This is a genomic window from Streptomyces sp. HSS9-12, assembly GCF_054963655.1.
In genome coordinates this window covers 1-21,155 of the sequence record NZ_JBUEGC010000021.1, presented here as the reverse complement: position 1 = coordinate 21,155, position 21,155 = coordinate 1, and the positions used below count along the sequence as shown (strand labels likewise).

Below are 21,155 nucleotides of genomic sequence, written 5' to 3'. Positions count from 1 at the left end.
CGATAGTTTTCGTGGTACCTGACTACTACCGAAAGGGTGATCCGTTGAGCCGCTCGGTTCTCGTCACCGGAGGAAACCGGGGCATCGGCCTCGCCATCGCCCGCGCCTTCGCCGACGCCGGCGACAAGGTCGCCATAACGTACCGGTCCGGAGAGCCGCCTGCGGGCTTCCTGGCCGTACGGTGCGACATCACCGATGCCGAGCAGGTCGAGCAGGCGTACAAGGAGATCGAGGAGAAGCACGGCCCGGTCGAGGTGCTGGTGGCCAACGCCGGCGTCACCCGCGACCAGCTGCTGATGCGCATGTCCGAGGAGGACTTCACGACCGTCCTCGAGACCAACCTCACCGGTACGTTCCGTGTGGTGAAGCGGGCCAACCGCGGCATGCTGCGCGCCAAGAAGGGCCGTGTCGTCCTGATCTCCTCCGTCGTGGGCCTGCTCGGGTCCGCGGGCCAGGCGAACTACGCCGCGTCGAAGGCCGGCCTGATCGGCTTCGCCCGTTCGCTCGCCCGTGAGCTGGGTTCCCGCAACATCACCTTCAACGTCGTCGCCCCCGGCTTCGTCGACACCGACATGACCAAGGCGCTCAACGACGAGCAGCGGCAGAACATCCTCGAGCAGGTGCCGCTCGGCCGGTACGCGCAGCCCGAGGAGATCGCCGCCACGGTGCGCTTCCTCGCGTCGGACGACGCCTCGTACATCACTGGAGCCGTCATTCCGGTTGACGGCGGATTGGGCATGGGTCACTGATCACATGAGTGGAATCCTCGCAGGCAAGCGCATCCTGGTCACGGGCGTCATCACCGACGGCTCGATCGCCTTTCACGCGGCCAAGGTCGCCCAGAACGAGGGCGCCGAGGTCATCCTCACCGGCTTCGGCCGCCTCTCCCTCGTCGAGCGGATCGCCAAGCGGCTGCCCAAGCCCGCACCGGTCATCGAGCTGGACGTGACCAACCAGGAGCACCTGGACGGGCTGGCCGGCAAGGTGCGTGAGCATCTGGGCGAGGGCGTCGACCTGGACGGCGTCGTGCACTCCATCGCCTTCGGCCCGCAGGGCGCCTTCGACTTCCTGAACGCCACGTGGGAGGACGTCTCCACGGCGGTGCACGTCTCGGCGTACTCCTTGAAGTCGCTCACCATGGCCTGCCTGCCGCTGATGGAGCGGCGCGGCGGCTCGGTCGTCGGCCTGACCTTCGACGCGCAGATCGCCTGGCCGAAGTACGACTGGATGGGCGTGGCCAAGGCGGCACTGGAGTCGACCTCCCGCTACATCGCCCGCGACCTGGGCCAGAAGAACATCCGCTGCAACCTGATCTCGGCCGGCCCGATCAAGTCGATGGCCGCCAAGTCCATCCCGGGCTTTGAGGAGCTCGCGGACGTGTGGAACCACCGCGCCCCGATCGGCTGGGACCTCGCCGACCCGGAGCCGGCCGGCCGCGGTGTGGTCGCCCTGCTGTCGGACTTCTTCCCGAAGACAACGGGCGAGATCCTCCACGTCGACGGCGGCGTGCACATGATGGGTGCCTGACCGGACCCCAGCGCTGCCCCAGCGAAACGCCCTGGCCGCCACCAGGGCGTTTTCGCTGTTCGTTCGCTGGTACTCCGGGTCGCGGGGCCGGCTCCGGTCGCCCATTCGGCCCAGCAGTTGGGGCGGCCTCCCTGCTGAGGCGCGCACGCTGGAAGCAGCAACCCCTTGAGGTGCAGCAGCGGCTCCCCGGGCCGCCGTTCAGCCGAGGAGGTCCAGCGATGCGTATGCCCCGTGGTCTGTCCGCGGCCCTGCTGGTGGTCGCCGCGGGGCTGCCGACCATCGCCATCGCACTGGCCGTCCCGGTCCCCACGGCACCGGCTCGCGACGACGGGGAACGCTCGTACCAGGCCCGGCGCCCGGGGGAGCGGCCAAGGGCGGCCGAGTGCCGGACGGCTGTCGACGGCTCCCGCGCCACCGCCGTGTGCCACAACCCGAACCCTGACACCGACCGGGTCCAGCTGCACATCGACTGCGACCGCTGGTGGGATCTGGACGTGGATGCCGGGACCGTCGATGTCGGGCCCGGAGAGACCGTCGAACTGGCGGACCGGTGCTGGGCGGACATACGTCAGGTCTGGGTGAGCCACCGCACCTGACGCCGCTGTCTCAGGCCTCCTGCCGCCCGCTGCCCGGCGGTTCGGCGTCGGGCAGGCAGTCGAGCGCATGCGCGGCGGCCTCGGCGCCCGCCGTCTCCGCGTCCCCGGCCCGGATCGCCTCGATCAGCCGGCTGTGGTCCATGTGCTCCTCGGGGCGCAGCTCCTGACCGACATCGCGGCGGAGGAACGCGCGCAGCACGTCGCTGAGGTCCGAGTACAGGGCGGTGAGCACCTCGTTGTGCGAGGCCGCCACCACCGCCAGGTGCAGCGTGGCATCGGCCTCCACGAACGCCTCCGCGTCCCGCGACTCCCAGGCGTCCTCGCGGCGCCGCAACAGCGCCTCCAACTGCTTGATGTCCCGCTCGGTACGGCGCTGCGCGGCGAGCCGGGCGGCCGAGGACTCCAGGGCGCTGCGCAGCTCGGCGACGTGCAGCGGGTCGGCGTCCGCGAACCGCCGGTGCATCACCCCGGCCAGCTCGCTGGTCGCCACCACATACGTGCCCGAGCCCTGCCGGATGTCCAGCAGGCCGTTGTGGGCGAGGGCGCGCACGGCCTCGCGCACGGTGTTGCGGGCGACCCCCAGTTGCTCGACGAGCTCGGGCTCGGTCGGGATCCGGGAGCCCACCGGCCACTCGCCGGAGGTGATCTGGTTCCGGAGCTCGGCGATCACCTGGTCGGCGAGCGCGGAGCGGCGGGGCGAGCTGAGCGGCATGGTTCTCCTCGGCGGCGGACAACGCGGATAACGAGGCCGGAATCGATTGGACAGCCAATCATCCTATGATTCTATGATGGCTGGCATGGCCGACGACGACATACACACCCTCGACACCAGTGTCCCGCCCGCTGCCCCCGCCGGTCCGGCCCCGACCACCGCGGCCGCGCGACCGGTGCCCGGCCGGCTCTCCCGGCTCGTCGTTGTCGGCCTCGTCCTGGCCGCGCTGAACCTGCGCCCTGCCGTCACCAGCCTCGGCGCCCTCCTCGAAGAGGTGCGCGGTGGCCTCGGCATGAGCGCCGCCGCCGCCGGCCTGCTCACCTCCGTACCCGCGCTGTGCTTCGCCGTCTTCGGGTTCACCGCGCCGCGGCTCGCCCGCCGCTGGGGCGCGACCGCCGTCGTGTGCGGCGGAATGCTGGCCATCGCGATGGGCCTCGCCGTACGCCCCTTCACCGGCGGCACCGTCGGCTTCCTTGCCGCCACGGCCCTGGCACTGGCCGGTATCGCGGTCAGCAATGTCCTGATGCCCGTGATCATCAAGGGCTGGTTCCCGGCCCGGGTCGGCTCGATGACCGGTCTCTACTCCATGGCGCTGGCGCTCGGCACCTCGGCCGCCGCGGCCGTCACCGTGCCGCTGACCCGGGCGCTGGGCGGCAGTTGGCACGCCGGCCTGGCCATGTGGGCACTCCTCGCCGCCGTCGCCGTCCTGCCCTGGCTGCCGCTGCTGCGCGAACGCCGTGGGACTGCGACGTCCGGCCCGGCGCCCGCGGCGCAGCGGGAAGGCCCGGCCGTCCGGGTGACGCGCAGCCCCACCGCCTGGGCGCTCGGCTGCTTCTTCGGCCTCCAGGCCACCGCCGCGTACGTCACCATGGGCTGGCTGCCGCAGATCTTCCGCGACGCCGGTGTCCCGGCCGGGACCGCGGGGGTTCTGCTCGCCGTCACCATGGCGATGGGGGTGCCGATCTCCTTTGTGCTGCCGCGGGCCGCCGCCCGGATGACGAATCAGGGCCCGCTGGCCGTGCTCCTCGGCGTCTGCGGCCTCTCCGGCTATGCGGGTCTGTACTTCGCGCCGGCGGCCGGAGCCTGGGGCTGGGCGCTGCTCCTCGGGGTCGCCAACTGCACGTTCCCGCTCGTCCTGACCATGATCGGCATGCGGGCGCGGACCGGGGCCGGTGTGGCGGGGCTGTCCGCGTTCGTGCAGAGCGTCGGCTACCTCATCTCGATCCCCGGCCCGCTGCTGATCGGTGTGCTGTACCAGCACGGCGGTGCGTGGGGCCTGCCGCTCGCTCTGATGAGCGCGTTGATGGTGCTGCAGATCGTCCTGGGCATGCTCGCCGGGCGGGACCGGGTCATCGAGGACGAGGCCCGCGGGGTCTGAGCCGCCCCGCGGCGGGGCGGCCGTAGGCCGGATGGGACACTGGGCGGTATGCCAGTGCTCGACCCGCGTCCCCAGAACGGCCAGAAGAAGCTCCTCTTCATTCTCGGCGCGATGCTCGCGATCACGGTGGTCATCGCTGTCATCGCCACCATCGCCGCCCCCAGCTGACGACCGGAGGCCTTCGGGCTCGTCCCCTAGGGGCCCAGGGTCAGGGGTACATGGGTGGATCACCGGATAGGCCGGACATCCCCCGCTCCGTAGGTTCGGAGCACACCGCGACAACGCGGTGGGGCGCGGCCGTGGCAGGCGGCCGCGTCATCCGGCCCACTCGACCACGGAGGCGGTCGCCATGTCGGCCCCTACCCACCACACCCCCGCCCGTCCCACGGCCTCGCTCAGGGTGCAGACGCGGCTCCCGTGGTGGGCCGTCGCCCTGCCCGCCTGCGCCTTCGCGGGGCTGCTGACGCTGATCGTCAGCCCCGCCGACGCGCACGCCGCGGCGGGCCCGGGTACTGCCGTCACCCAGCTTCTGGAGCTGGTCCGCGACGTCTTGCTCCGTATCGCTCTGTGAGCCGCCCCGAGCGCCCGGCGCGTGGACCTGCGGTCACCCGTGCCGGGGCCAGCCTCCCAACACCCAGCGCCGTATAGCACGTTTCATGCGAAGCTGGGACCCATGAGCGTCGCTGCATCTTCCCCGGAACCCGACCCGAACGCCCCGGAAACCCGCAGGATCGTCCTTCTCCGCCACGCCAAGGCCGACTGGCCCGACGTGGCGGATCACGACCGGCCGCTCGCGGAGCGAGGCCGCAAGGACGCGCCGGTCGCCGGGCGCTGGCTGGCGGGTGCCGGCATCACGCCCGCCCTGACCCTCTGCTCGACCGCGACCCGCACCCGTGAGACCTGGAAGCTCTTCGTCCACGAGCTGCCGCAGCGGCCGAAGACCGTATACGAAGAGCGGCTGTACGAAGCCACGCTCGGCGACCTCCTGGCGCTGCTCAACGAGCAGCCCGACGACGTACGGGACCTGCTGCTCGTCGGGCACAACCCTGGGATCCACGCCCTGGCCGACGCCCTCGCGGGCAAGGCGGAGGGGGACACCCTTGCCCGGATGAACCGGAGCGGCTTCCCGACGGCGGCCATCGCCGTGGTCGGGTTCAACGGCTCCTGGAAGACCGTGGAGCACGGGGTGGGCACGCTGCTCCAGTACTGGGCGCCGCACGAGTAGGCACACCGCTCCCGCCAACGGCCCCGGCGCGTACACGCGCCGGGGCCGTTGCCGGTCAGTCGGTGTGAGCTTCGTCGGCCTCGACCTCTTCGCGGGTGATGCCCAGCAGATAGAGCACTGTGTCGAGGAAGGGCACGTTCACCGCCGCATGGGCCGCCTCGCGTACCACCGGCTTGGCGTTGAAGGCGACGCCCAGGCCCGCCGCATTGAGCATGTCCAGGTCGTTCGCACCATCGCCGATCGCGACCGTCTGGGCCAACGGAACGCCGGCCTCCGCCGCAAAGCGGCGCAGCAGCCGCGCCTTCCCGGCCCGGTCCACGACCTCCCCGATCACCCGGCCGGTCAGCTTGCCGTCCGCCACCTCGAGAGTGTTGGCCGAGGCGAAGTCCAGGCCCAGCCGGTCCTTGAGATCGTCGGTCACCTGCGTGAAGCCGCCGGAGACCACGCCGACCTGGTAGCCGAGCCGCTTGAGCGTGCGGATCAGCGTGCGGGCACCGGGGGTCAGCCGGACCTCCGCGCGCACCTTGTCCACCACGGAGGCGTCCAGGCCCGCCAGCAGCGCCACGCGCGCGTGCAGCGACTCCTCGAAGTCCAGCTCGCCGCGCATCGCCGCCGCTGTCACCTCGGCGACCTTGTCCTCGCAGCCCGCGTGGGCGGCGAAGAGCTCGATCACCTCGTCCTGGATGAGGGTGGAGTCGACATCCATCACGACCAGTCGCTGGGCGCGGCGCTGCAGCCCCGACGAGACCACCGCGACATCGACGCCGCGCGCTGCGGCCTCGGTGGCGAGCGCGGTGCGCAGGGGCTCGGTTTCGGCGCCGGAGACCTCGAATTCCACGGCGGTCACCGGATACTTCGCAAGCCGGAAGATACGGTCGATGTTGCCGCCGGTGCCGGTGATACGGGCCGCTATGGCGGCTGTCGACTCGGCGGTCAGCGGGTGGCCGAGCACGGTCACATGGGAGCGGCCCATGCCACGGGGGCGGTTGTCGCCCTTGCCCGAGATGATCTCTGCCTGCAGCTTCAGCGACTCGGCCCAGCTGTGCACCGTGGCGCGGAGGTCGCCTTCAGCGACAACATTGCTGCTCGGAGCAGTCACCAGGGCGCACAGCACGATCCGGCCCCGGGTGACGACCTGCTCGATGTCGATGACGTCGACCGAGTAGGCGGCGAGGGTGTCGAAGAGCCCGGCCGTGATACCGGGGCGGTCCTTGCCGAAGATCTTGACGAGGAGGGTAGGCGTGTCGTCCCCGGGGACGGCGGCGGCAGGCGAGGTCTGTGCGCTCATGGTTCCTCCACCGTATCCGGCGTCCGGCGGGGGTGGCGCGCCCGTCTTGTAGAACGGACGCTCGAGGCGCGATACCAGCCACGTCACATAGTCCACACAGGTCACAGGCCGCGGTTCCGTGCGCAAGCGCGCGGACAGCCCCCGGGGGCGCTGCGGCGCCTTCGGCGCGGTGTGATTCCCGCCCGCCCACCCCTTGCAAGCGGTGCGGGCAGATCACCTACTTGGCCGAGCCCCGGGGTGGGGGTGGGCGGCTCGGCTCGAAACCGGCGGGCTCGAGGGTACGGCCGGTCGGCATCGCGCAGCAGTCTGGGACCAGGCAACGGTGATCTGCGCAGGGCCTCGCCGATATGAGCCGGCGTGGCGGCACGGCGGGCAACTCCCAAGAAAAAACGCCCTCATTGCGGCGTTGAGCCGAACCGTCGCCCGCACATGCCCAAGGCCCGAGTTCCGGTCCCCGGACCGGGCCTGAAATAGTTCCTCACGATGTTCGCCATCCCTAGACTCCCCGTGCAGGGGGGTCACTCGGGGGACAAGTAATGGGGCATGGAGTGCCGGAACTCGTACTGGAATTGAACGGACAGACCTGGACTCTCGATCCATCCAGGTCCTACCGCCTCGGACGCGATCCGCAGGGCGACATGGTGATCGACGACGCCAGGGTCTCCTGGCGGCACGCCACTCTCCGCTGGAGTGGCAGCAGTTGGCTCCTTGAGGATGTCGGAAGCACCAACGGCACCTACGTACAAGGGCAGCGGATCCAGCAGATCGAGATCGGCCCCGGCTCAGCGGTGCATCTCGGCAATGCCACCGATGGCCCGCGGCTGAATCTGTCCGGTGCCGGAACCGCCGATCACGCGGGCGTCGGCGCCCACAGCGCGCAGAACAGCGTGCAACACCCGCAAGCCCCGCACCAGGCCCCGTACCAGGCCCCGCCCCAGGCCCCGCACCCGACGCCCCAGGCCCCGTACCCGACGCCCCAGCACGCCGGCCGGCAGCAGGCGCAGGCGCCACACCCCCAGGCGCCACACCCCCAAGTACCACCGCAGCAGGGCCACCCCGGGCATCAGCAGCCCCCGGCCGGCGGCTCCACCGGCACCCCACCGGTCCACGGCGACCGCAGCCCGACGACCTTCCACCAGATAGCCGTCGGCCGCGTCATGCGCATCGGCCGTGCGCTCGACAACGAACTCGTCGTCTCCGACCTGCAGGTCTCACGTCACCACGCCGAGTTCCACGCCACCCCCGACGGCCGTTTCGAGATCGTCGACCTCGGCAGCCACAACGGCACGTACGTCAACGGCCAGCCGCTCCCCAAGTCCGGTCGCGCGGCCATCGGCCCGCACGACATCGTCGGCGTCGGCCACTCCACCTTCCGCCTCGTCGGCGACCGGCTCGAGGAGTTCGTCGACACCGGTGATGTGTCGTTCTCCGCGCGCCACCTCACGGTCACCGTCGACGGCGGCAAGCAGATCCTCAAGGACGTCTCCTTCGGCGTACCGGAGAAGTCCCTGATCGCGGTCATCGGCCCGTCCGGCTCCGGCAAGTCCACGCTGCTGAAGGCCCTCACCGGCTATCGCCCGGCCGACCAGGGCGAGGTCCTCTACGACAACCGGAACCTGTACAAGCAGTTCGCCGAGCTGCGTCAGCGCATCGGTCTGGTCCCGCAGGACGACATCCTGCACAAGGAGCTGACCGTCCGCACCGCCCTGAGGTACGCCGCCCGGCTCCGCTTCCCGGGCGACACCGCCGAGGCCGAGCGCGAGGCCCGGATCGACGAGGTGCTGCGCGAGCTGAAGCTCGACATCCACAAGGAGAAGAAGGTCACCTCCCTCTCCGGCGGCCAGCGCAAGCGGGTCTCCGTCGCGCTGGAGCTGCTGACCAAGCCGTCGCTGCTCTTCCTGGACGAGCCGACCTCCGGACTCGACCCGGGCATGGACCGGGACGTCATGCAGCTGCTGCGCAAGCTCGCGGACGATGGCCGTACGGTCCTGGTGGTCACCCACTCCGTCGCCGAGCTGGCGCTGTGCGACAAGCTGCTGGTGATGGCGCCCGGCGGCGCGGTGGCGTACTTCGGCCCGCCGGACGAGGCGTTGAACTTCTTCGGGTACGAGACCTGGGCCGATGTCTTCTCGGCATTCGAGAACTACCGCGACTACGACTGGGCGGGCCGCTGGCGCGGCTCGCAGCACTACCAGAGGTACGCCGCGGACTTCGACGCCGCGGCCCCGCAGCAGCACGCGTGGGCCCAGCCGCAGATGACGCGGCCGCCCAAGGTGCAGAGCTGGGGTTCGCAGCTGTGGACCCTGGTGCGCCGCTATCTGTCGGTGATCGCGTCGGACAAGGGCTTCATCGGGCTGATGGTGCTGCTGCCGGCGATCCTCGGCGGCGTGAGCGTCGTCATTCCGGCGAAGCACGGCCTCGCGGCACCGACACCCCCCGACCGCTTCAACAGCGGCGCGGGCATGATCATGATGATCCTCGTGGTCGGCATGTGCTTCTCGGGTGCCGCCAACTCGGTCCGTGAGCTGATCAAGGAACGGGTGATCTACGAGCGGGAACGCGCCACCGGCCTCTCCCGCTCGGCGTATCTGATGTCCAAGGTGATCGTGCTCGGCATGATCACCGCCCTGCAGGGCGTCATCATCTGCGCGATCGGCTTCTCGGCGCGCGAGCTGCCCGCGGACGGCCTGGTCACCAGCAACCCGGCCATGGAGCTGTGCCTGGCGGTCATCGCGATCGGCTTCACCTCGATGATGTTCGGCCTGGTCATCTCCTCGCTGGTGAAGACCGCCGAGAAGACCATGCCGCTGCTGGTGATGTTCGCGATCGTCCAGCTCGTCTTCACCGGAGTGCTGTTCCAGATCTTCGGCAAGCCCGGACTGGAGCAGTTCGCCTGGCTGATGCCCTCCCGCTGGGCCGTGGGTGCGGCGGGCGCGACGCTGGACCTGTCGCACCTGATGCCGCCGTGGGACCCGCAGAACCCCTTCGACTTCGACCCGCTGTGGGACCACACCGCGGGCCAGTGGACCGGCAACATGCTGGCGCTGATCGCCATTGGCGTCGCCTGCGGCTTCGTGGTGGCACGCCTGCTGCGCCGTCATGAGCCGGAAGTCATGCGCAAATAGCGGCCCGCACAATGCAAAAGGGCGGCGGACCCTTTCCGGGGTGCCGCCGCCCTTTCCGCGATTGCGGATCAGTACGGGCCGTTCACGTTGTCGATCGAACCGTAGCGGTGCCATGCGTAGTTGCAGGCGGCGGTGATGTTGGCGACCGGGTCGTACTGGTCCCAGGAAGTGCCCGGAACGTGGTACGCGTCGAAGGTCGGCTTGATCACCTGGAGCAGGCCCTTGGACGGAACGCCATTCTTGGCGTTGATGTCGTACAGGTTGATGGCCCGCGGGTTACCGCTCGACTCCCGCATGATGTTGCGGTGAATCCCGTTGTAGGTACCGGGAATCCCGTGCTTCTTCATGATGTCGAGAGACTCGCGGATCCAGCCGTCCAGGTTGTTCGCGTAGGCCTTGGGGGCGGCAGCGGCCTTTGCCTTGGCGGCGGCAGCGGCCTTCGCCTTGGCAGCCTCCGCAGCCTTCTTCTTGGCAGCCTCCGCGGCCTTCTTCTTGGCGGCTTCCTCGGCCTGCTTCTTCAGCTTGGCGGCGTAGTCGGCCTTTGCCTTCGCCATTGCGGCGGCAGCGGCCTTCTTCTTGGCCTCCTCCGCCTTCTTCTTCTCCTCTTTGGCCTTCTTCTTGGCCGCAGCGTCGGCCGCCGGGTCTGCGGCGGCCGGCTGGGCGACGGTGTTGGCGTGCACGGTGACTCCGGACTGCGAAGCCGGCTTGGCGGCCGGCGCCTGGGCCTGCGCACCGCTCTGGGCCTCAGCCGACTGCGGCACAACACCGAAGGCCAGGGCTGCGGCGCCCGTGGCGGCGATACCCGCAACGGAAAGCTTGTGGGTCTTGGACAGGCGGGTATAGCCGGAAAGCTTGGGGACGCGCATTGGGGGGTAGACCTCTTCCAGTAGCAGCTGGTACCGCGGGAGGCCGGGTCGGTGACGGTGGCGCAAGGGCCCCTTGAGCGGCAGGGGCGCGCTCAACCGTTCCGGCGAAAAGCACCGCGTTCCGGAGTGCGGTGCCGTGCGGCGGGAGTAATTCTTAGCTGCTGGAAAAACCTGTTGCAAAGGTGTGACGTACTACCCCGCGTAGTGGAAAAGGGAAACCGACGGGGTGATCGGAATGGCTCCCCTTCCCGCTCACACGCCCTTTCGCGATGCCACTAGGAAACGTCGTAAGTGATCTGCGTCACATGCTGTGGTTCACATTCACGGGGAGTGCGAATTCACAGGCCGCATGCATTGCGGCACATTCTGCTACGGATCATCGCGGCAGAATCAAATGCACATCCCCGAATTCGTGCCACAGATAGCGATGCGCCAGTGCCGCGCCGTAACTGCGGCTGAGCAGCTCCCGGCCGCAACGGCTTCGAGCATCAGCAGATGTGACGCCGCCGGCTCATGCAGCCCGGTCAGCAGGCCGTCCACCGCGCGCACACCACGGGACGGGGTCACCACCAGATCCGTCCATCCGGACGCGGCGCGCACCACCCCATCCGGGCCCGCCGCCGTCTCAAGAGCCCGCACGGCCGTCGTTCCGACCGCCACGATCCTTCCCCCGCCTGCCCGCGCCGCGTTCACCAGCCATGCCGTGGCCTCCGGTACGGCGAACCACTCCGGGTAGGGCGGCTCATGCACCTCCGCCGACGCCACGCCCGCGCGCCCCGCCTCGGACGCGGGTCGCGACGGGGCACGGCCCTTCGGCCTAGGGCCGCGGACGGAAGCGGCTGCCGTCATCGGTCCGATACGGGCCGCTCACCCCGCCGGTACCGTGAGGCCATGACCATGGGCCAGGTACCCGAGTCGGGTCTCGCCGCGGTGAGCGCCGCTCTGCTCGCCATGAGCAGGCACCTCGAAGTGCGCGACGTACTCCAGACGATCGTCGCCTCCGCCCGAGAGCTGCTGGACGCCGAGTACGCCGCCCTCGGCGTGCCCGACGACCACGGGGGCTTCGCCCAGTTCGTGGTGGACGGGGTCACCGACGAGCAGTGGCAGGCCATCGGCCCGCTGCCCCGCCAGCACGGCATCCTCGCCGCGATGCTCCAGGAAGCCACCCCGCAGCGCCTCGGCGACGTCCGCAAGGACCCGCGCTTCGAGGGCTGGCCCAGCGCGCACCCCGAGCTGTGCGACTTCCTCGGTCTGCCGATCGCAGACGGCGATGAGGTCCTCGGTGCGCTTTTCCTCGCCAACAAGAAGCGACCCAGTGACGGGCGCGGCGCCGCGGGCTCGCCCCCGTCGCGCTCAGCGGAGCCCGACACACACGGCTGCGGCTTCACCGAGCAGGACGAGGCCCTGCTCGGCATCCTCGCCCAGCACGCGGCCATCGCCCTCACCAACGCCCGCCTCTACGAGCGCAGCCGCGAGCTGACCATCGCCGGGGAGCGCGCCCGGCTCGCTCACGAGCTCCACGACGCCGTCTCCCAGAAGCTCTTCTCGCTGCGCCTGACCGCACAGGCCGCGGCCGCCCTCGTCGACCGCGACCCGGCCCGCGCCAAGGGAGAGCTGCAGCAGGTCGCGGACCTCGCCGCCGAGGCGGCCGACGAACTGCGCGCCGCGGTGGTGGAGCTGCGCCCCGCCGCGCTGGACGAGGACGGCCTGGTCGCCACCCTCCGCACCCAGATACAGGTGCTCGACCGTGCCCACTCGGCGCGAGTCACCTTCGCCGCGCAGAGCGTACGAGCCCTGCCCGCGGCCCAGGAGGAGGCCCTGCTGAGAGTGGCCCAGGAGGCGCTGCACAACGCGCTGCGGCACTCCGCCGCGGCACAGGTCGACGTCACGCTCGCCCGGCGCGGCCAGGGTGCGGTGCTGCGCGTGGCCGACGACGGCCAGGGCTTCGACCCGGCCGCCGTCCGCCGGGCCGGCCGCCATCTGGGGCTGGTGTCGATGCGCGACCGGGCGAGCGGGGTCGGCGGCACGCTGACGGTGGAGTCGGAGCCCGGCAAGGGCACCGTGATCGAGATGGAGGTTCTCGGTGGCTGAGCCGAACCGCACGGGCCACGGCCGTGCCATCAGAGTGCTGCTGGTCGACGACCATCAGGTGGTCCGCCGTGGCCTGCGGACGTTCCTTGAAGTGCAGGACGACATCGAGGTGGTGGGCGAGGCCTCGGACGGCGCGGAGGGTGTCGCGCGCGCCGAGGAGCTGCGCCCCGACGTGGTCCTCATGGACGTGAAGATGCCCGGCACCGACGGCATCGAGGCGCTGCAGAAGCTGCGCGGGCTCGACAACCCCGCCAAGGTGCTGATAGTGACCAGTTTCACCGAGCAGCGCACCGTCGTCCCGGCCCTGCGGGCGGGGGCCGCCGGCTACGTCTACAAGGACATCGACCCCGACGCCCTGGCCGGAGCCATCCGCTCGGTCCATGCCGGGCATGTGCTGCTGCAGCCGGAGGTCGCCGGTGCGCTGCTCGCCCAGGAGGACACCAGCGGCATGCAGGGCCGGGGCAACGCGCTCACGGAGCGGGAGCGCGAGGTGCTCGCCTTGATCGCGGGCGGCCGGTCCAACCGCGAGATCGCCCGGGCGCTCGTGCTCTCCGAGAAGACCGTGAAGACCCATGTCTCGAACATCCTGATGAAGCTCGACCTGGCCGACCGCACTCAGGCGGCGCTGTGGGCCGTACGCCACGGCGTCACCGGCTGATTGCCGGCGGCTAATCCGGAGTATCCGCTTCCAAGCTGAGATTCATACCGTCGGGTGTATGTCGCTCGAACGGCGCATCCTGACCGGCGGTCGCCCGTTCTCCATGGCGTGCCGCGGCAGTTGGCCGCGGCAACAGCTAGGAGGAAGAAGTGAAGAACCTGAAGAAGGCCGCTGCCATCACCGTGATCGCCGGGGGCATCGTGGCTGCCGGGGCCGGCGTGGCCTCGGCCAGCGGTGCGGGTGCCGCCGGTGCGGCCCTGCACTCGCCGGGCGTCATCTCGGGGAACGTCATTCAGGTGCCGGTCCACGTGCCCGTCAACGCCTGCGGCAACACCGTGAACGTCATCGGTGCGCTGAACCCGACCTTCGGCAACTACTGCGTCAACCGCTGATCGTCGAATCGTCCACATCGCGCAGCCGCGGCTGAACCGCGGCGACCGGCCCCTCAGGACTGCCCTGAGGGGCCGGTCCTGTGCCCGGAAGAACCCACTGGAGGCTCAGCGCCGCTCCCGCTCCTCCACAAACGCGTTGTACGCCGCCACCTGAGCCCGCCGCGCGGTCCGCTCCACCGGCCGCAGCACCTCCGCGCGCGCGGCGATCTGCGAGGCGCTCACCGCCGCACCGTGCTCCCGCCCGTCCCGCCCCGTCCCGCCCGGCCCGTACGCGATCGACACCAGCGCACCGACCCGCTGCGCCAGCTCCAACACGCGCAGCGCGCGCGGTGGATAACCCGGCGCCAGCACCTCCCGACCGCGCTCGGTACGCGCCCGGTACGCCTCCAGCGCCGCCTGTGCCACCGGCCCCGACCCGGCCACATCAAGCCCCGAGAGCACCTCGGTCGCCTCGCGGAGCGCCTCCGCCAGCTCCCGCTCCGCCTCGCCGAGCGACGGCACGTCCGCCGGCGGCGCATCCCGTACGGCCAGGCAGTTCCACACCACTTCCACGTGGACATCGCCCTCCGGCCCGGCCTCGTACACCTCCGGCACCAGGCCCAGCGACGGCCCGCCCACCCCGATCACCGCCTCCTCGGCCGCCAGCGCCCGCGCGTTGAACGCCGGCGGCCCGCTCAGCCCCAGCGGATGCCCCGGCACGGGCAGCGCCACGCGCAGGCCGGTCACCCCCAGCCCACGCAGCCGCCCGAGCGCCAGCGACAGGCCGACCGGGGCGTCCTCGCCCGGCAGCCCTTCCACCCGGTGCACCGCGTCCTCGCCGATCACGCGATGCACCGCTTCATCAGGCGAGACAAATCCGGCAATAAGTGCGTTACCCCAGGCAGTCAGCCGTCCTGAGCGAGGTTCCATGAGCATGGGACCAGCCTAGGGACTGGACCCGCGCACCGGTGGCGTAGGTTTTCCCTGGGGGCAGCGCCTACAGGCGCATGCGAGGACCTGATGACTGCATGGGAGACAACGCGCTCATGAGCGATGTACTGGAGCTGGTGGACGTATCCGTGGTCCGCGAGGGCCGGGCTCTGGTGGACCAGGTCTCCTGGTCGGTCGCCGAAGGGGAGCGCTGGGTGATCCTCGGTCCCAACGGCGCCGGCAAGACCACCCTCCTCAACGTCGCCTCCAGCTATCTCTTCCCCACCGCCGGTACGGCCCAGATCCTGGGGGAGAAGCTCGGCAGCGTCGACGTCTTCGAACTGCGCCCGCGCATCGGCATGGCGAGCATCGCCATGGCGGACAAGCTGCCGCGCAAGCAGACCGTGCTGGAGACGGTGCTCACCGCCGCGTACGGCATGACTGCCCACTGGCACGAGAACTACGAGGCGGTCGACGAGGAGCGCGCCCGCGGCTTCCTCGACCGCCTGGGCATGAACGACCTCCTGGACCGGAAGTTCGGCACCCTCTCCGAGGGCGAGCGCAAGCGCACCCTGATCGCCCGCGCGATGATGACCGACCCGGAGCTGCTGCTGCTCGACGAGCCGGCGGCGGGCCTCGACCTCGGTGGCCGTGAGGACCTCGTACGCCGCCTGGGCCGGCTCGCCCGCGATCCGTACGCGCCCTCCATGATCATGGTCACCCATCATGTCGAAGAGATCGCCCCGGGCTTCACTCATGTCCTGATGATCCGTCAGGGCAAGGTCGTCGCCGCCGGGCCCCTCGAGCTCGAGCTGACCTCGCGCAACCTCTCCCGCTGCTTCGGCCTGCCCCTCATCGTCGAGCGCAACGGCGACCGTTGGACCGCCCAAGGCCTTCCGCTCTCCCGGCAGTCCGGCTGATCCGTCCACTGTCCGCGACAAGGCCATCACACCTACGATGAGCGGGTGGATCCATGGGTGTGGTGGCTGATCGCCGCCGTAGGGCTGGGTATTCCTCTTGTTGTGACCGCGATGCCCGAATTCGGGATGTTCGCGGTTGGAGCCATTGCCGCAGCGGTCACCGCCGCGGTCGGCGGCGGGACGGTGGCACAGTTCCTCGTATTCGCCGTCGTCTCGGTCGCGTTGATCGCCGTCGTCCGCCCCATCGCGGCCCGGCACCGCAGACAGCGGCCGCAGTTGGCGTCCGGAGTCGACGCGCTGCGCGGGAAGCAGGCAGTCGTCCTCGAACGCGTCGACAGCCAGGGCGGCCGCATCAAACTCGCGGGTGAGGTCTGGTCCGCCCGCGCACTCGACGCCGAGCAGGTGTACGAAGCCGGGCAGCAGGTCGACGTCGTCGAGATCGACGGCGCTACGGCCGTCGTGATGTGAGCCAAACCCCCTTCACGCGCGGGCGCACTCTGAGAGACTTGATCAACAAGCATCAACCGAAGGAGTGGCAGAGCATCCATGGAACCGATCATCATCGTCCTGATCATCCTGGTGGTGCTCGTCTTCATCGCACTCATGAAGACGGTGCAGGTCATCCCGCAGGCCAGCGCCGCCATCGTCGAGCGCTTCGGCCGTTACACCCGCACGCTCAACGCCGGCCTCAACATCGTCGTCCCGTTCATCGACACGATCCGCAACCGCATCGACCTGCGTGAGCAGGTCGTGCCGTTCCCGCCGCAGCCGGTCATCACCCAGGACAACCTGGTCGTCAACATCGACACCGTCATCTACTACCAGGTGACCGACGCGCGGGCCGCGACGTACGAAGTCGCCAGCTACATCCAGGCGATTGAGCAGCTGACCGTCACCACCCTGCGGAACATCATCGGTGGCATGGACCTGGAGCGCACCCTGACCTCCCGTGAGGAGATCAACGCGGCACTGCGCGGCGTCCTCGACGAGGCCACCGGCAAGTGGGGCATCCGCGTCAACCGCGTCGAGCTCAAGGCGATCGAGCCGCCGACCTCCATCCAGGACTCGATGGAGAAGCAGATGCGCGCCGACCGTGACAAGCGCGCCGCCATCCTCCAGGCCGAAGGTGTCCGGCAGTCCGAGATCCTCCGCGCCGAGGGTGAGAAGCAGTCCGCGATCCTCCGGGCCGAAGGTGAGGCCAAGGCCGCGGCCCTGCGCGCCGAGGGTGAGGCGCAGGCGATCCGTACGGTCTTCGAGTCCATCCACGCCGGAGACCCGGACCAGAAGCTCCTCTCGTACCAGTACCTCCAGATGCTCCCGAAGATCGCCGAGGGCGACGCCAACAAGCTCTGGATCGTGCCCAGCGAGATCGGCGACGCCCTCAAGGGACTCGGCGGAGCGCTCGGCAACTTCGGCCCGATGGGCGGCAACGGCGGCACCGGCAGCTCCGCCAAGGTCGCCGCACCGCGCCGTGAGCAGCCCCCGATTGACTGAGCGATCCACGCCTCCGGCATGATCGGTGCAGCACGCACCGATCATGCCGGACGGGGAGAACGTTGAGCATCTGGGAGGCAGTCGCCGTCTTCGCGGCGGGCATGGGTGCCGGGGCGATCAACACAATCGTCGGCTCGGGCACCCTCATCACCTTCCCGGTGCTGCTCGCCGTCGGCCTGCCGCCGGTCACCGCAAACGTCTCCAACACCCTGGGACTCGTGCCCGGCTCGGTCAGCGGTGCCATCGGCTACCGCCGCGAACTGGCCGGCCAGCGGTGGCGCGTCATCCGGCTCGGCGGCGCCGCCCTCGTCGGTGGACTCGCCGGTGCCGTACTGCTGATCGCCCTGCCGTCAAAGGCCTTCGACACGATCGTGCCGGCCCTGATCGCCATGGCCCTGGTGCTGGTCATACTCCAGCCGCGCCTGGCACGGGCGATCCAGCGCCGCCGCGAGCGCAACGGCACCGACGCCCACCCGGACGGCGGTGCCACGCTCCTCGTCGGCCTGCTGCTCGCCAGTGCGTACGGCGGCTACTTCGGCGCCGCCCAAGGCGTGATGTACCTCTCCCTGATGGGCCTGCTGCTCCACGAGGACCTGCAGCGGATCAACGCCGTCAAGAATGTGCTCGCCGTGATCGTCAACGGCGTCGCCGCGCTGTTCTTCCTCTTCGTGGCGGACTTCCACTGGCCGGCCGTCCTGCTCATCGCGGCCGGCTCCGCCCTCGGCGGCCAGATCGGAGCCAAGGTCGGACGGCGGCTCCCGGCCGCCGCCCTGCGCGGGGTCATCGTCGCCGTCGGCGTCGTCGCGATCGTCCAGCTGCTGCTCCGCTGAACAGCAGCCGGACGGTTGAACAGCGGCCGGACGACCCCCTCTTACGCCTCCTCGGCCCCCGCTACGCGGGCAGCGACAGCCAGTCCGGGAGGCTCTCCCGGTCCGCCACCCCGAGGGCGAGCAGCAGCGCATCCGCCGGGGTCGGCTCGAACGGCTTGCTGAGCAGCCGCATCCCCGCCTGCTCCGGCGTACGGTCCGCTTTGCGGTGGTTGTCCGCCGCGCAGGCCGCGACCGTGTTCAGCCAGGTGTCGCCGCCCCCGTGTGAGCGTGGCACCAGGTGGTCGACCGTCGTCGCCCGCCGCCCGCAGTACACGCAGCGGTGCCGGTCCCGTACCAGCACACCCCGCCGCGACCAGGGCGCCCGTTGTCGGAAGGGCACCCGTACGTACCGGCAGAGTCTGATCACCTGCGGCACCGGTACGTCCACGGCTGCCGCCCGGACGCGCAGCCCGGGGTGGGCCTGCTCGACAACGGCCTTCTCCTGCAGAACCAGCACCACAGCACGGCGCAGCGTCACCGTCGACAGCGGCTCGAAGCTCGCATTGAGCACCAGCGTCTCGCGCATCCCGGCCCACCTCCCAGGTCCCCCGCCCCCGCGGCGGGCTGGGATCAACTTTGGCCATGCGATCCGGTGCGGACAACGCAATTTCCCGTGTACAGCGGCGGTCGGGACGGTGAAAAACCGTCTGCCCCGACCTCCGGTGGTGGGGGCACCTCCCAGCGGTAGCTGGGGGAGGTCGGGGCAGACGGTCGGGTGCCGATCTCTGCTGACGGTTCAGTCAGCCCTCAGGGGTGGCCGCGTACTCGCCGATCAGGTGCGCGCGGGCCAGCGTGTGGAACCGCAGATTGAAGCCCACCACGGCCGGCGAGGCATCCGCGTCCGGCCCCAGCTTCTCCGTGTCCACGGCGTACACGGTGAAGACGTACCGGTGCGCGGGGTCGCCGGGCGGCGGCGCGGCCCCGCCGAAGTCCCGCGTCCCGTAGTCGTTCCGTACGTGCACAGCGCCCTCGGGAAGCCCCTCGAACTTGCCGCTGCCCGCGCCGGCCGGCAGCTCGGTCACCGACGCCGGAATGTCGAAGAGCACCCAGTGCCAGAAGCCGCTGCCGGTCGGGGCGTCCGGGTCGAAGCACGTCACCGCGAAGCTCTTGGTCTCCGGCGGAAAGCCCTCCCACCGCAGATGCGGTGAGGTGTTGCCGGCCGCGTACACCTGAGCATCACCCAGCACTGCCCCAGGCGCCACGTCATCGCTCACCACGGTGAACGAGGGCACGGGAGGCAGGTAGTCGTGGGGGAGCGGTGGCCTCTTGGGCTCGGTCACGTCGAAACCTCCTGATCGGGCGGATTCACTGCCGACCCGAGCCTAGAACCTGCGGGCCTAGAACCAGTTGCGACGCCCGCCGACCTCGGCCAGCCACTGGTTGAGGTAGGCAGCCCAGTCGGTGTTCTGGAACGACGACAGACCGACGGTGAACGCCCGGTAGGAGTCGCTGCCCTCGGTGAACAGGCCCGGCTTCTTGTCCATCTCCAGGATGACGTCCATCTCGCGGTCGTCCGCGACGAAGCTGAGCTCGACCTGGTTCAGCCCGCGGTACTGCGGCGGGGCCAGGAACTCGATCTCCTGGTAGAAGGGCAGCCGCTGGCGCGTACCACGGATGTGCCCGCGCTCCAGGTCCGCGTTCTTGAAGCGGAAGCCCAGGGAACCGAAGGCGTCGAGGATGGCCTGCTGCGCCGGCAGCGGGTGCACATTCACCGGGTCGAGGTCGGTGGAGTCCACGGCCCGCGCGATCGCCAGCTCCGTTGTCACACCGATGTGCATCCCGGTCAGGTGCTGCCCCAGCACCATGGTCACCGGCGTCTCCCAGGGGATCTCCAGGCCGAACGGCACCGCGTGCACGGCACCGGGCTGCACCTCGAAAGCGCCCCCGAGCTGCTGCCGCGTGAACTCGATGTCCTGCTTGTACTCCTGGTCGCCGCTCTCCACCTCGACGCGCGCCTGGAGGCCCACGGACAGGCCCTCGATCTGCTGGGGGACGGATCCGCCCTGGATCCGCACCTCGCCCTGGACGACACCGCCCGGCAGCACGTTCGACTCGGTGAGCACCGTCTCGACGGACGCCCCACCCGCACCCAGACTCGCCAGCAGCTTCTTGAAGCCCATGTCCATCCTCCCCAGCCCAGACAGCGTTTCGCGGCCTGTGTCTGCCCTGATTCCTACCTACATACGCGGAACGGCGCCGGACGGTTCCCGACCGGCGCGCCGGTGAGCGGAATCCCCCAAAGGCCGCACTCGGCCCCTGCCCATACCCGTTGCACTACCCTCGGACCGATGCCGCACCCAGACCGTACGCCGCTGCCGCGCGACTTCTTTCACCGGCCTGTCCTTGAGGTCGCACCGGACCTCCTTGGACGCACGCTCGTCCGTACGACCCCGGACGGTCCGATCGAACTGCGGCTGACGGAGGTCGAGGCGTACGACGGGCCGACGGACCCCGGCTCCCACGCCTACCGCGGGCGCACCGAGCGCAACGCCTCGATGTTCGGGCCGCCCGGCCACGCGTACGTCTACTTCATCTACGGCATGTGGTTCAGCGTGAACCTGGTCTGCGGTCCGGTGGGCAGCGCGAGCGCTGTACTGCTCCGGGCCGGCGAGATCACCAGGGGCAGCGATCTGGCGTACAAGCGCCGCCCGACCGCGCGGAAGGACCATGAGCTCGCCAAAGGGCCGGCCCGCCTGGCGACTGCCCTTGACCTGGACCGATCGCTTGACGGGACCGATCTGTGCGCAGATCCGGACGGGCCGCTCGCCATCCTGGGCGGTCTGCCGGTGGAGCGGGGGCGGATCCGTAACGGACCGCGGACGGGGATAAGCGGAGACGGTGCGGTGCACCCCTGGCGCTTCTGGATCGACGGCGACCCGACGGTGAGCCCGTACCGCGCTCACACGCCTCGCCGCCGTCGCCAGAGCAGAACTTGACTCTGGGTGGGCGACCGCCTAACGTAGCCCGAGCCGCTGAAACAGGGCAGTGCTGTGGGCACCTCAGCAGAAGCTGATCAACCCACCACCACCCGGAAGTGGCGCAATCACCACTACAAGGAACTCCCCATCGGGGAATTTTGGAATGCCCGGAATTCCTTCCGATCGC

Annotated in this window: 23 protein-coding genes and 1 pseudogene; 16 read left to right on the top strand and 8 right to left on the bottom strand. The window is 70.1% G+C overall.

The window, feature by feature from the left end; all coding sequences use genetic code 11:
- The first annotated feature begins 44 nt into the window (after nucleotides 1–44).
- The 3 genes from fabG (at nucleotide 45) to ACY34J_RS13595 (ending at nucleotide 2,123) form a co-directional block, all read left to right on the top strand.
- Complete coding sequence (gene fabG / locus ACY34J_RS13605; RefSeq protein WP_462726699.1) at nucleotides 45–749, top strand: 3-oxoacyl-[acyl-carrier-protein] reductase; 705 nt, start codon at nucleotides 45–47, stop codon at nucleotides 747–749.
- 4 nt (nucleotides 750–753) lie between these two features.
- Nucleotides 754–1,527 (top strand): enoyl-ACP reductase FabI, encoded by a 774-nt coding sequence (gene fabI / locus ACY34J_RS13600; RefSeq protein ID WP_462726698.1) that lies wholly within the window; start codon nucleotides 754–756, stop codon nucleotides 1,525–1,527.
- Between the two features lie 218 nt (nucleotides 1,528–1,745).
- Nucleotides 1,746–2,123: a hypothetical protein gene (locus ACY34J_RS13595; protein WP_462726697.1), complete on the top strand. Its 378-nt coding sequence runs from the start codon at nucleotides 1,746–1,748 to the stop codon at nucleotides 2,121–2,123.
- Between the two features lie 10 nt (nucleotides 2,124–2,133).
- Here the strand turns inward: ACY34J_RS13595 and ACY34J_RS13590 are convergent, their stop codons facing one another.
- Nucleotides 2,134–2,835 carry a FadR/GntR family transcriptional regulator gene (locus ACY34J_RS13590; RefSeq protein WP_462726696.1) on the bottom strand — a complete coding sequence of 234 codons (702 nt, stop codon included), beginning with the start codon at nucleotides 2,833–2,835 and terminating at the stop codon, nucleotides 2,134–2,136.
- 85 nt (nucleotides 2,836–2,920) lie between these two features.
- On the opposite strand from ACY34J_RS13590, the gene ACY34J_RS13585 reads away from it, so the two are divergent.
- From ACY34J_RS13585 to ACY34J_RS13570, 4 genes are all read left to right on the top strand, one after another.
- The gene (locus ACY34J_RS13585; protein ID WP_462726695.1) at nucleotides 2,921–4,213 is read left to right on the top strand and encodes a CynX/NimT family MFS transporter; all 1,293 of its coding nucleotides are present in this window, start codon (nucleotides 2,921–2,923) and stop codon (nucleotides 4,211–4,213) included.
- Nucleotides 4,214–4,261: 48 nt separating this feature from the next.
- Nucleotides 4,262–4,381: an SGM_5486 family transporter-associated protein gene (locus ACY34J_RS13580; protein ID WP_462726694.1), complete on the top strand. Its 120-nt coding sequence runs from the start codon at nucleotides 4,262–4,264 to the stop codon at nucleotides 4,379–4,381.
- A 181-nt stretch (nucleotides 4,382–4,562) separates the two neighbouring features.
- A complete protein-coding gene (locus tag ACY34J_RS13575) occupies nucleotides 4,563–4,784 on the top strand; it encodes a hypothetical protein (protein ID WP_462726693.1) in 222 nt (73 codons plus the stop codon).
- Between the two features lie 102 nt (nucleotides 4,785–4,886).
- On the top strand, nucleotides 4,887–5,438 hold the full coding sequence (locus ACY34J_RS13570) for a SixA phosphatase family protein (RefSeq protein ID WP_462726692.1): 552 nt from the start codon (nucleotides 4,887–4,889) through the stop codon (nucleotides 5,436–5,438).
- Between the two features lie 55 nt (nucleotides 5,439–5,493).
- Here ACY34J_RS13570 and serB read toward each other — a convergent pair whose 3' ends face one another.
- Entirely contained in the window at nucleotides 5,494–6,726 is a 1,233-nt protein-coding gene (serB, locus tag ACY34J_RS13565; RefSeq protein WP_462726691.1) for a phosphoserine phosphatase SerB, read from the bottom strand.
- Nucleotides 6,727–7,262: 536 nt separating this feature from the next.
- On the opposite strand from serB, the gene ACY34J_RS13560 reads away from it, so the two are divergent.
- Nucleotides 7,263–9,851: an FHA domain-containing protein gene (locus ACY34J_RS13560; RefSeq protein ID WP_462726690.1), complete on the top strand. Its 2,589-nt coding sequence runs from the start codon at nucleotides 7,263–7,265 to the stop codon at nucleotides 9,849–9,851.
- 68 nt (nucleotides 9,852–9,919) lie between these two features.
- On the opposite strand, the gene ACY34J_RS13555 is transcribed toward ACY34J_RS13560, so the two are convergent.
- A complete protein-coding gene (locus ACY34J_RS13555; RefSeq protein ID WP_462726689.1) occupies nucleotides 9,920–10,717 on the bottom strand; it encodes a transglycosylase SLT domain-containing protein in 798 nt (265 codons plus the stop codon).
- A gap of 376 nt (nucleotides 10,718–11,093) precedes the next feature.
- Nucleotides 11,094–11,485: pseudogene (locus tag ACY34J_RS13550) on the bottom strand (S-adenosylmethionine:tRNA ribosyltransferase-isomerase); the annotation flags it as partial.
- A gap of 129 nt (nucleotides 11,486–11,614) precedes the next feature.
- On the opposite strand from ACY34J_RS13550, the gene ACY34J_RS13545 reads away from it, so the two are divergent.
- The 3 genes from ACY34J_RS13545 to ACY34J_RS13535 all read left to right on the top strand — a co-directional run bounded on the left by ACY34J_RS13545 (nucleotide 11,615) and on the right by ACY34J_RS13535 (nucleotide 13,858).
- Nucleotides 11,615–12,808, top strand: a complete 1,194-nt coding sequence (locus ACY34J_RS13545) for a GAF domain-containing sensor histidine kinase (RefSeq protein ID WP_462726778.1) — start codon at nucleotides 11,615–11,617, stop codon at nucleotides 12,806–12,808.
- Nucleotides 12,801–13,466, top strand: coding sequence for a response regulator (locus ACY34J_RS13540; RefSeq protein WP_462726688.1), 666 nt, complete (start codon nucleotides 12,801–12,803; stop codon nucleotides 13,464–13,466). The genes ACY34J_RS13545 and ACY34J_RS13540 overlap by 8 nt, the downstream gene beginning before the upstream one ends.
- 149 nt (nucleotides 13,467–13,615) lie before the next feature.
- Nucleotides 13,616–13,858, top strand: coding sequence for a chaplin (locus ACY34J_RS13535; RefSeq protein WP_462726687.1), 243 nt, complete (start codon nucleotides 13,616–13,618; stop codon nucleotides 13,856–13,858).
- A 105-nt stretch (nucleotides 13,859–13,963) separates the two neighbouring features.
- Here the strand turns inward: ACY34J_RS13535 and ACY34J_RS13530 are convergent, their stop codons facing one another.
- Entirely contained in the window at nucleotides 13,964–14,773 is an 810-nt protein-coding gene (locus tag ACY34J_RS13530; protein ID WP_462726686.1) for a hypothetical protein, read from the bottom strand.
- Nucleotides 14,774–14,865: 92 nt separating this feature from the next.
- On the opposite strand from ACY34J_RS13530, the gene ACY34J_RS13525 reads away from it, so the two are divergent.
- The 4 genes from ACY34J_RS13525 to ACY34J_RS13510 all read left to right on the top strand — a co-directional run bounded on the left by ACY34J_RS13525 (nucleotide 14,866) and on the right by ACY34J_RS13510 (nucleotide 18,011).
- Nucleotides 14,866–15,687 carry an ABC transporter ATP-binding protein gene (locus tag ACY34J_RS13525; protein ID WP_462726685.1) on the top strand — a complete coding sequence of 274 codons (822 nt, stop codon included), beginning with the start codon at nucleotides 14,866–14,868 and terminating at the stop codon, nucleotides 15,685–15,687.
- Nucleotides 15,688–15,732: 45 nt separating this feature from the next.
- Nucleotides 15,733–16,155 carry an NfeD family protein gene (locus ACY34J_RS13520; RefSeq protein ID WP_462726684.1) on the top strand — a complete coding sequence of 141 codons (423 nt, stop codon included), beginning with the start codon at nucleotides 15,733–15,735 and terminating at the stop codon, nucleotides 16,153–16,155.
- Nucleotides 16,156–16,233: 78 nt separating this feature from the next.
- Complete coding sequence (locus tag ACY34J_RS13515; protein WP_462726683.1) at nucleotides 16,234–17,181, top strand: SPFH domain-containing protein; 948 nt, start codon at nucleotides 16,234–16,236, stop codon at nucleotides 17,179–17,181.
- 62 nt (nucleotides 17,182–17,243) lie between these two features.
- Nucleotides 17,244–18,011 carry a sulfite exporter TauE/SafE family protein gene (locus ACY34J_RS13510; protein WP_462726682.1) on the top strand — a complete coding sequence of 256 codons (768 nt, stop codon included), beginning with the start codon at nucleotides 17,244–17,246 and terminating at the stop codon, nucleotides 18,009–18,011.
- A gap of 61 nt (nucleotides 18,012–18,072) precedes the next feature.
- Here ACY34J_RS13510 and ACY34J_RS13505 read toward each other — a convergent pair whose 3' ends face one another.
- The 3 genes from ACY34J_RS13505 to ACY34J_RS13495 all read right to left on the bottom strand — a co-directional run bounded on the left by ACY34J_RS13505 (nucleotide 18,073) and on the right by ACY34J_RS13495 (nucleotide 20,170).
- Nucleotides 18,073–18,576, bottom strand: a complete 504-nt coding sequence (locus ACY34J_RS13505; protein ID WP_462726681.1) for an HNH endonuclease — start codon at nucleotides 18,574–18,576, stop codon at nucleotides 18,073–18,075.
- A 214-nt stretch (nucleotides 18,577–18,790) separates the two neighbouring features.
- Nucleotides 18,791–19,330 carry a YbhB/YbcL family Raf kinase inhibitor-like protein gene (locus tag ACY34J_RS13500; RefSeq protein WP_462726680.1) on the bottom strand — a complete coding sequence of 180 codons (540 nt, stop codon included), beginning with the start codon at nucleotides 19,328–19,330 and terminating at the stop codon, nucleotides 18,791–18,793.
- 57 nt (nucleotides 19,331–19,387) lie between these two features.
- On the bottom strand, nucleotides 19,388–20,170 hold the full coding sequence (locus tag ACY34J_RS13495) for a sporulation protein (protein ID WP_462726679.1): 783 nt from the start codon (nucleotides 20,168–20,170) through the stop codon (nucleotides 19,388–19,390).
- Between the two features lie 168 nt (nucleotides 20,171–20,338).
- Between ACY34J_RS13495 and ACY34J_RS13490 the strand changes: the two genes are divergently transcribed.
- Nucleotides 20,339–20,986, top strand: a complete 648-nt coding sequence (locus tag ACY34J_RS13490) for a DNA-3-methyladenine glycosylase (RefSeq protein ID WP_462726678.1) — start codon at nucleotides 20,339–20,341, stop codon at nucleotides 20,984–20,986.
- The last annotated feature ends 169 nt before the right edge of the window (nucleotides 20,987–21,155 follow it).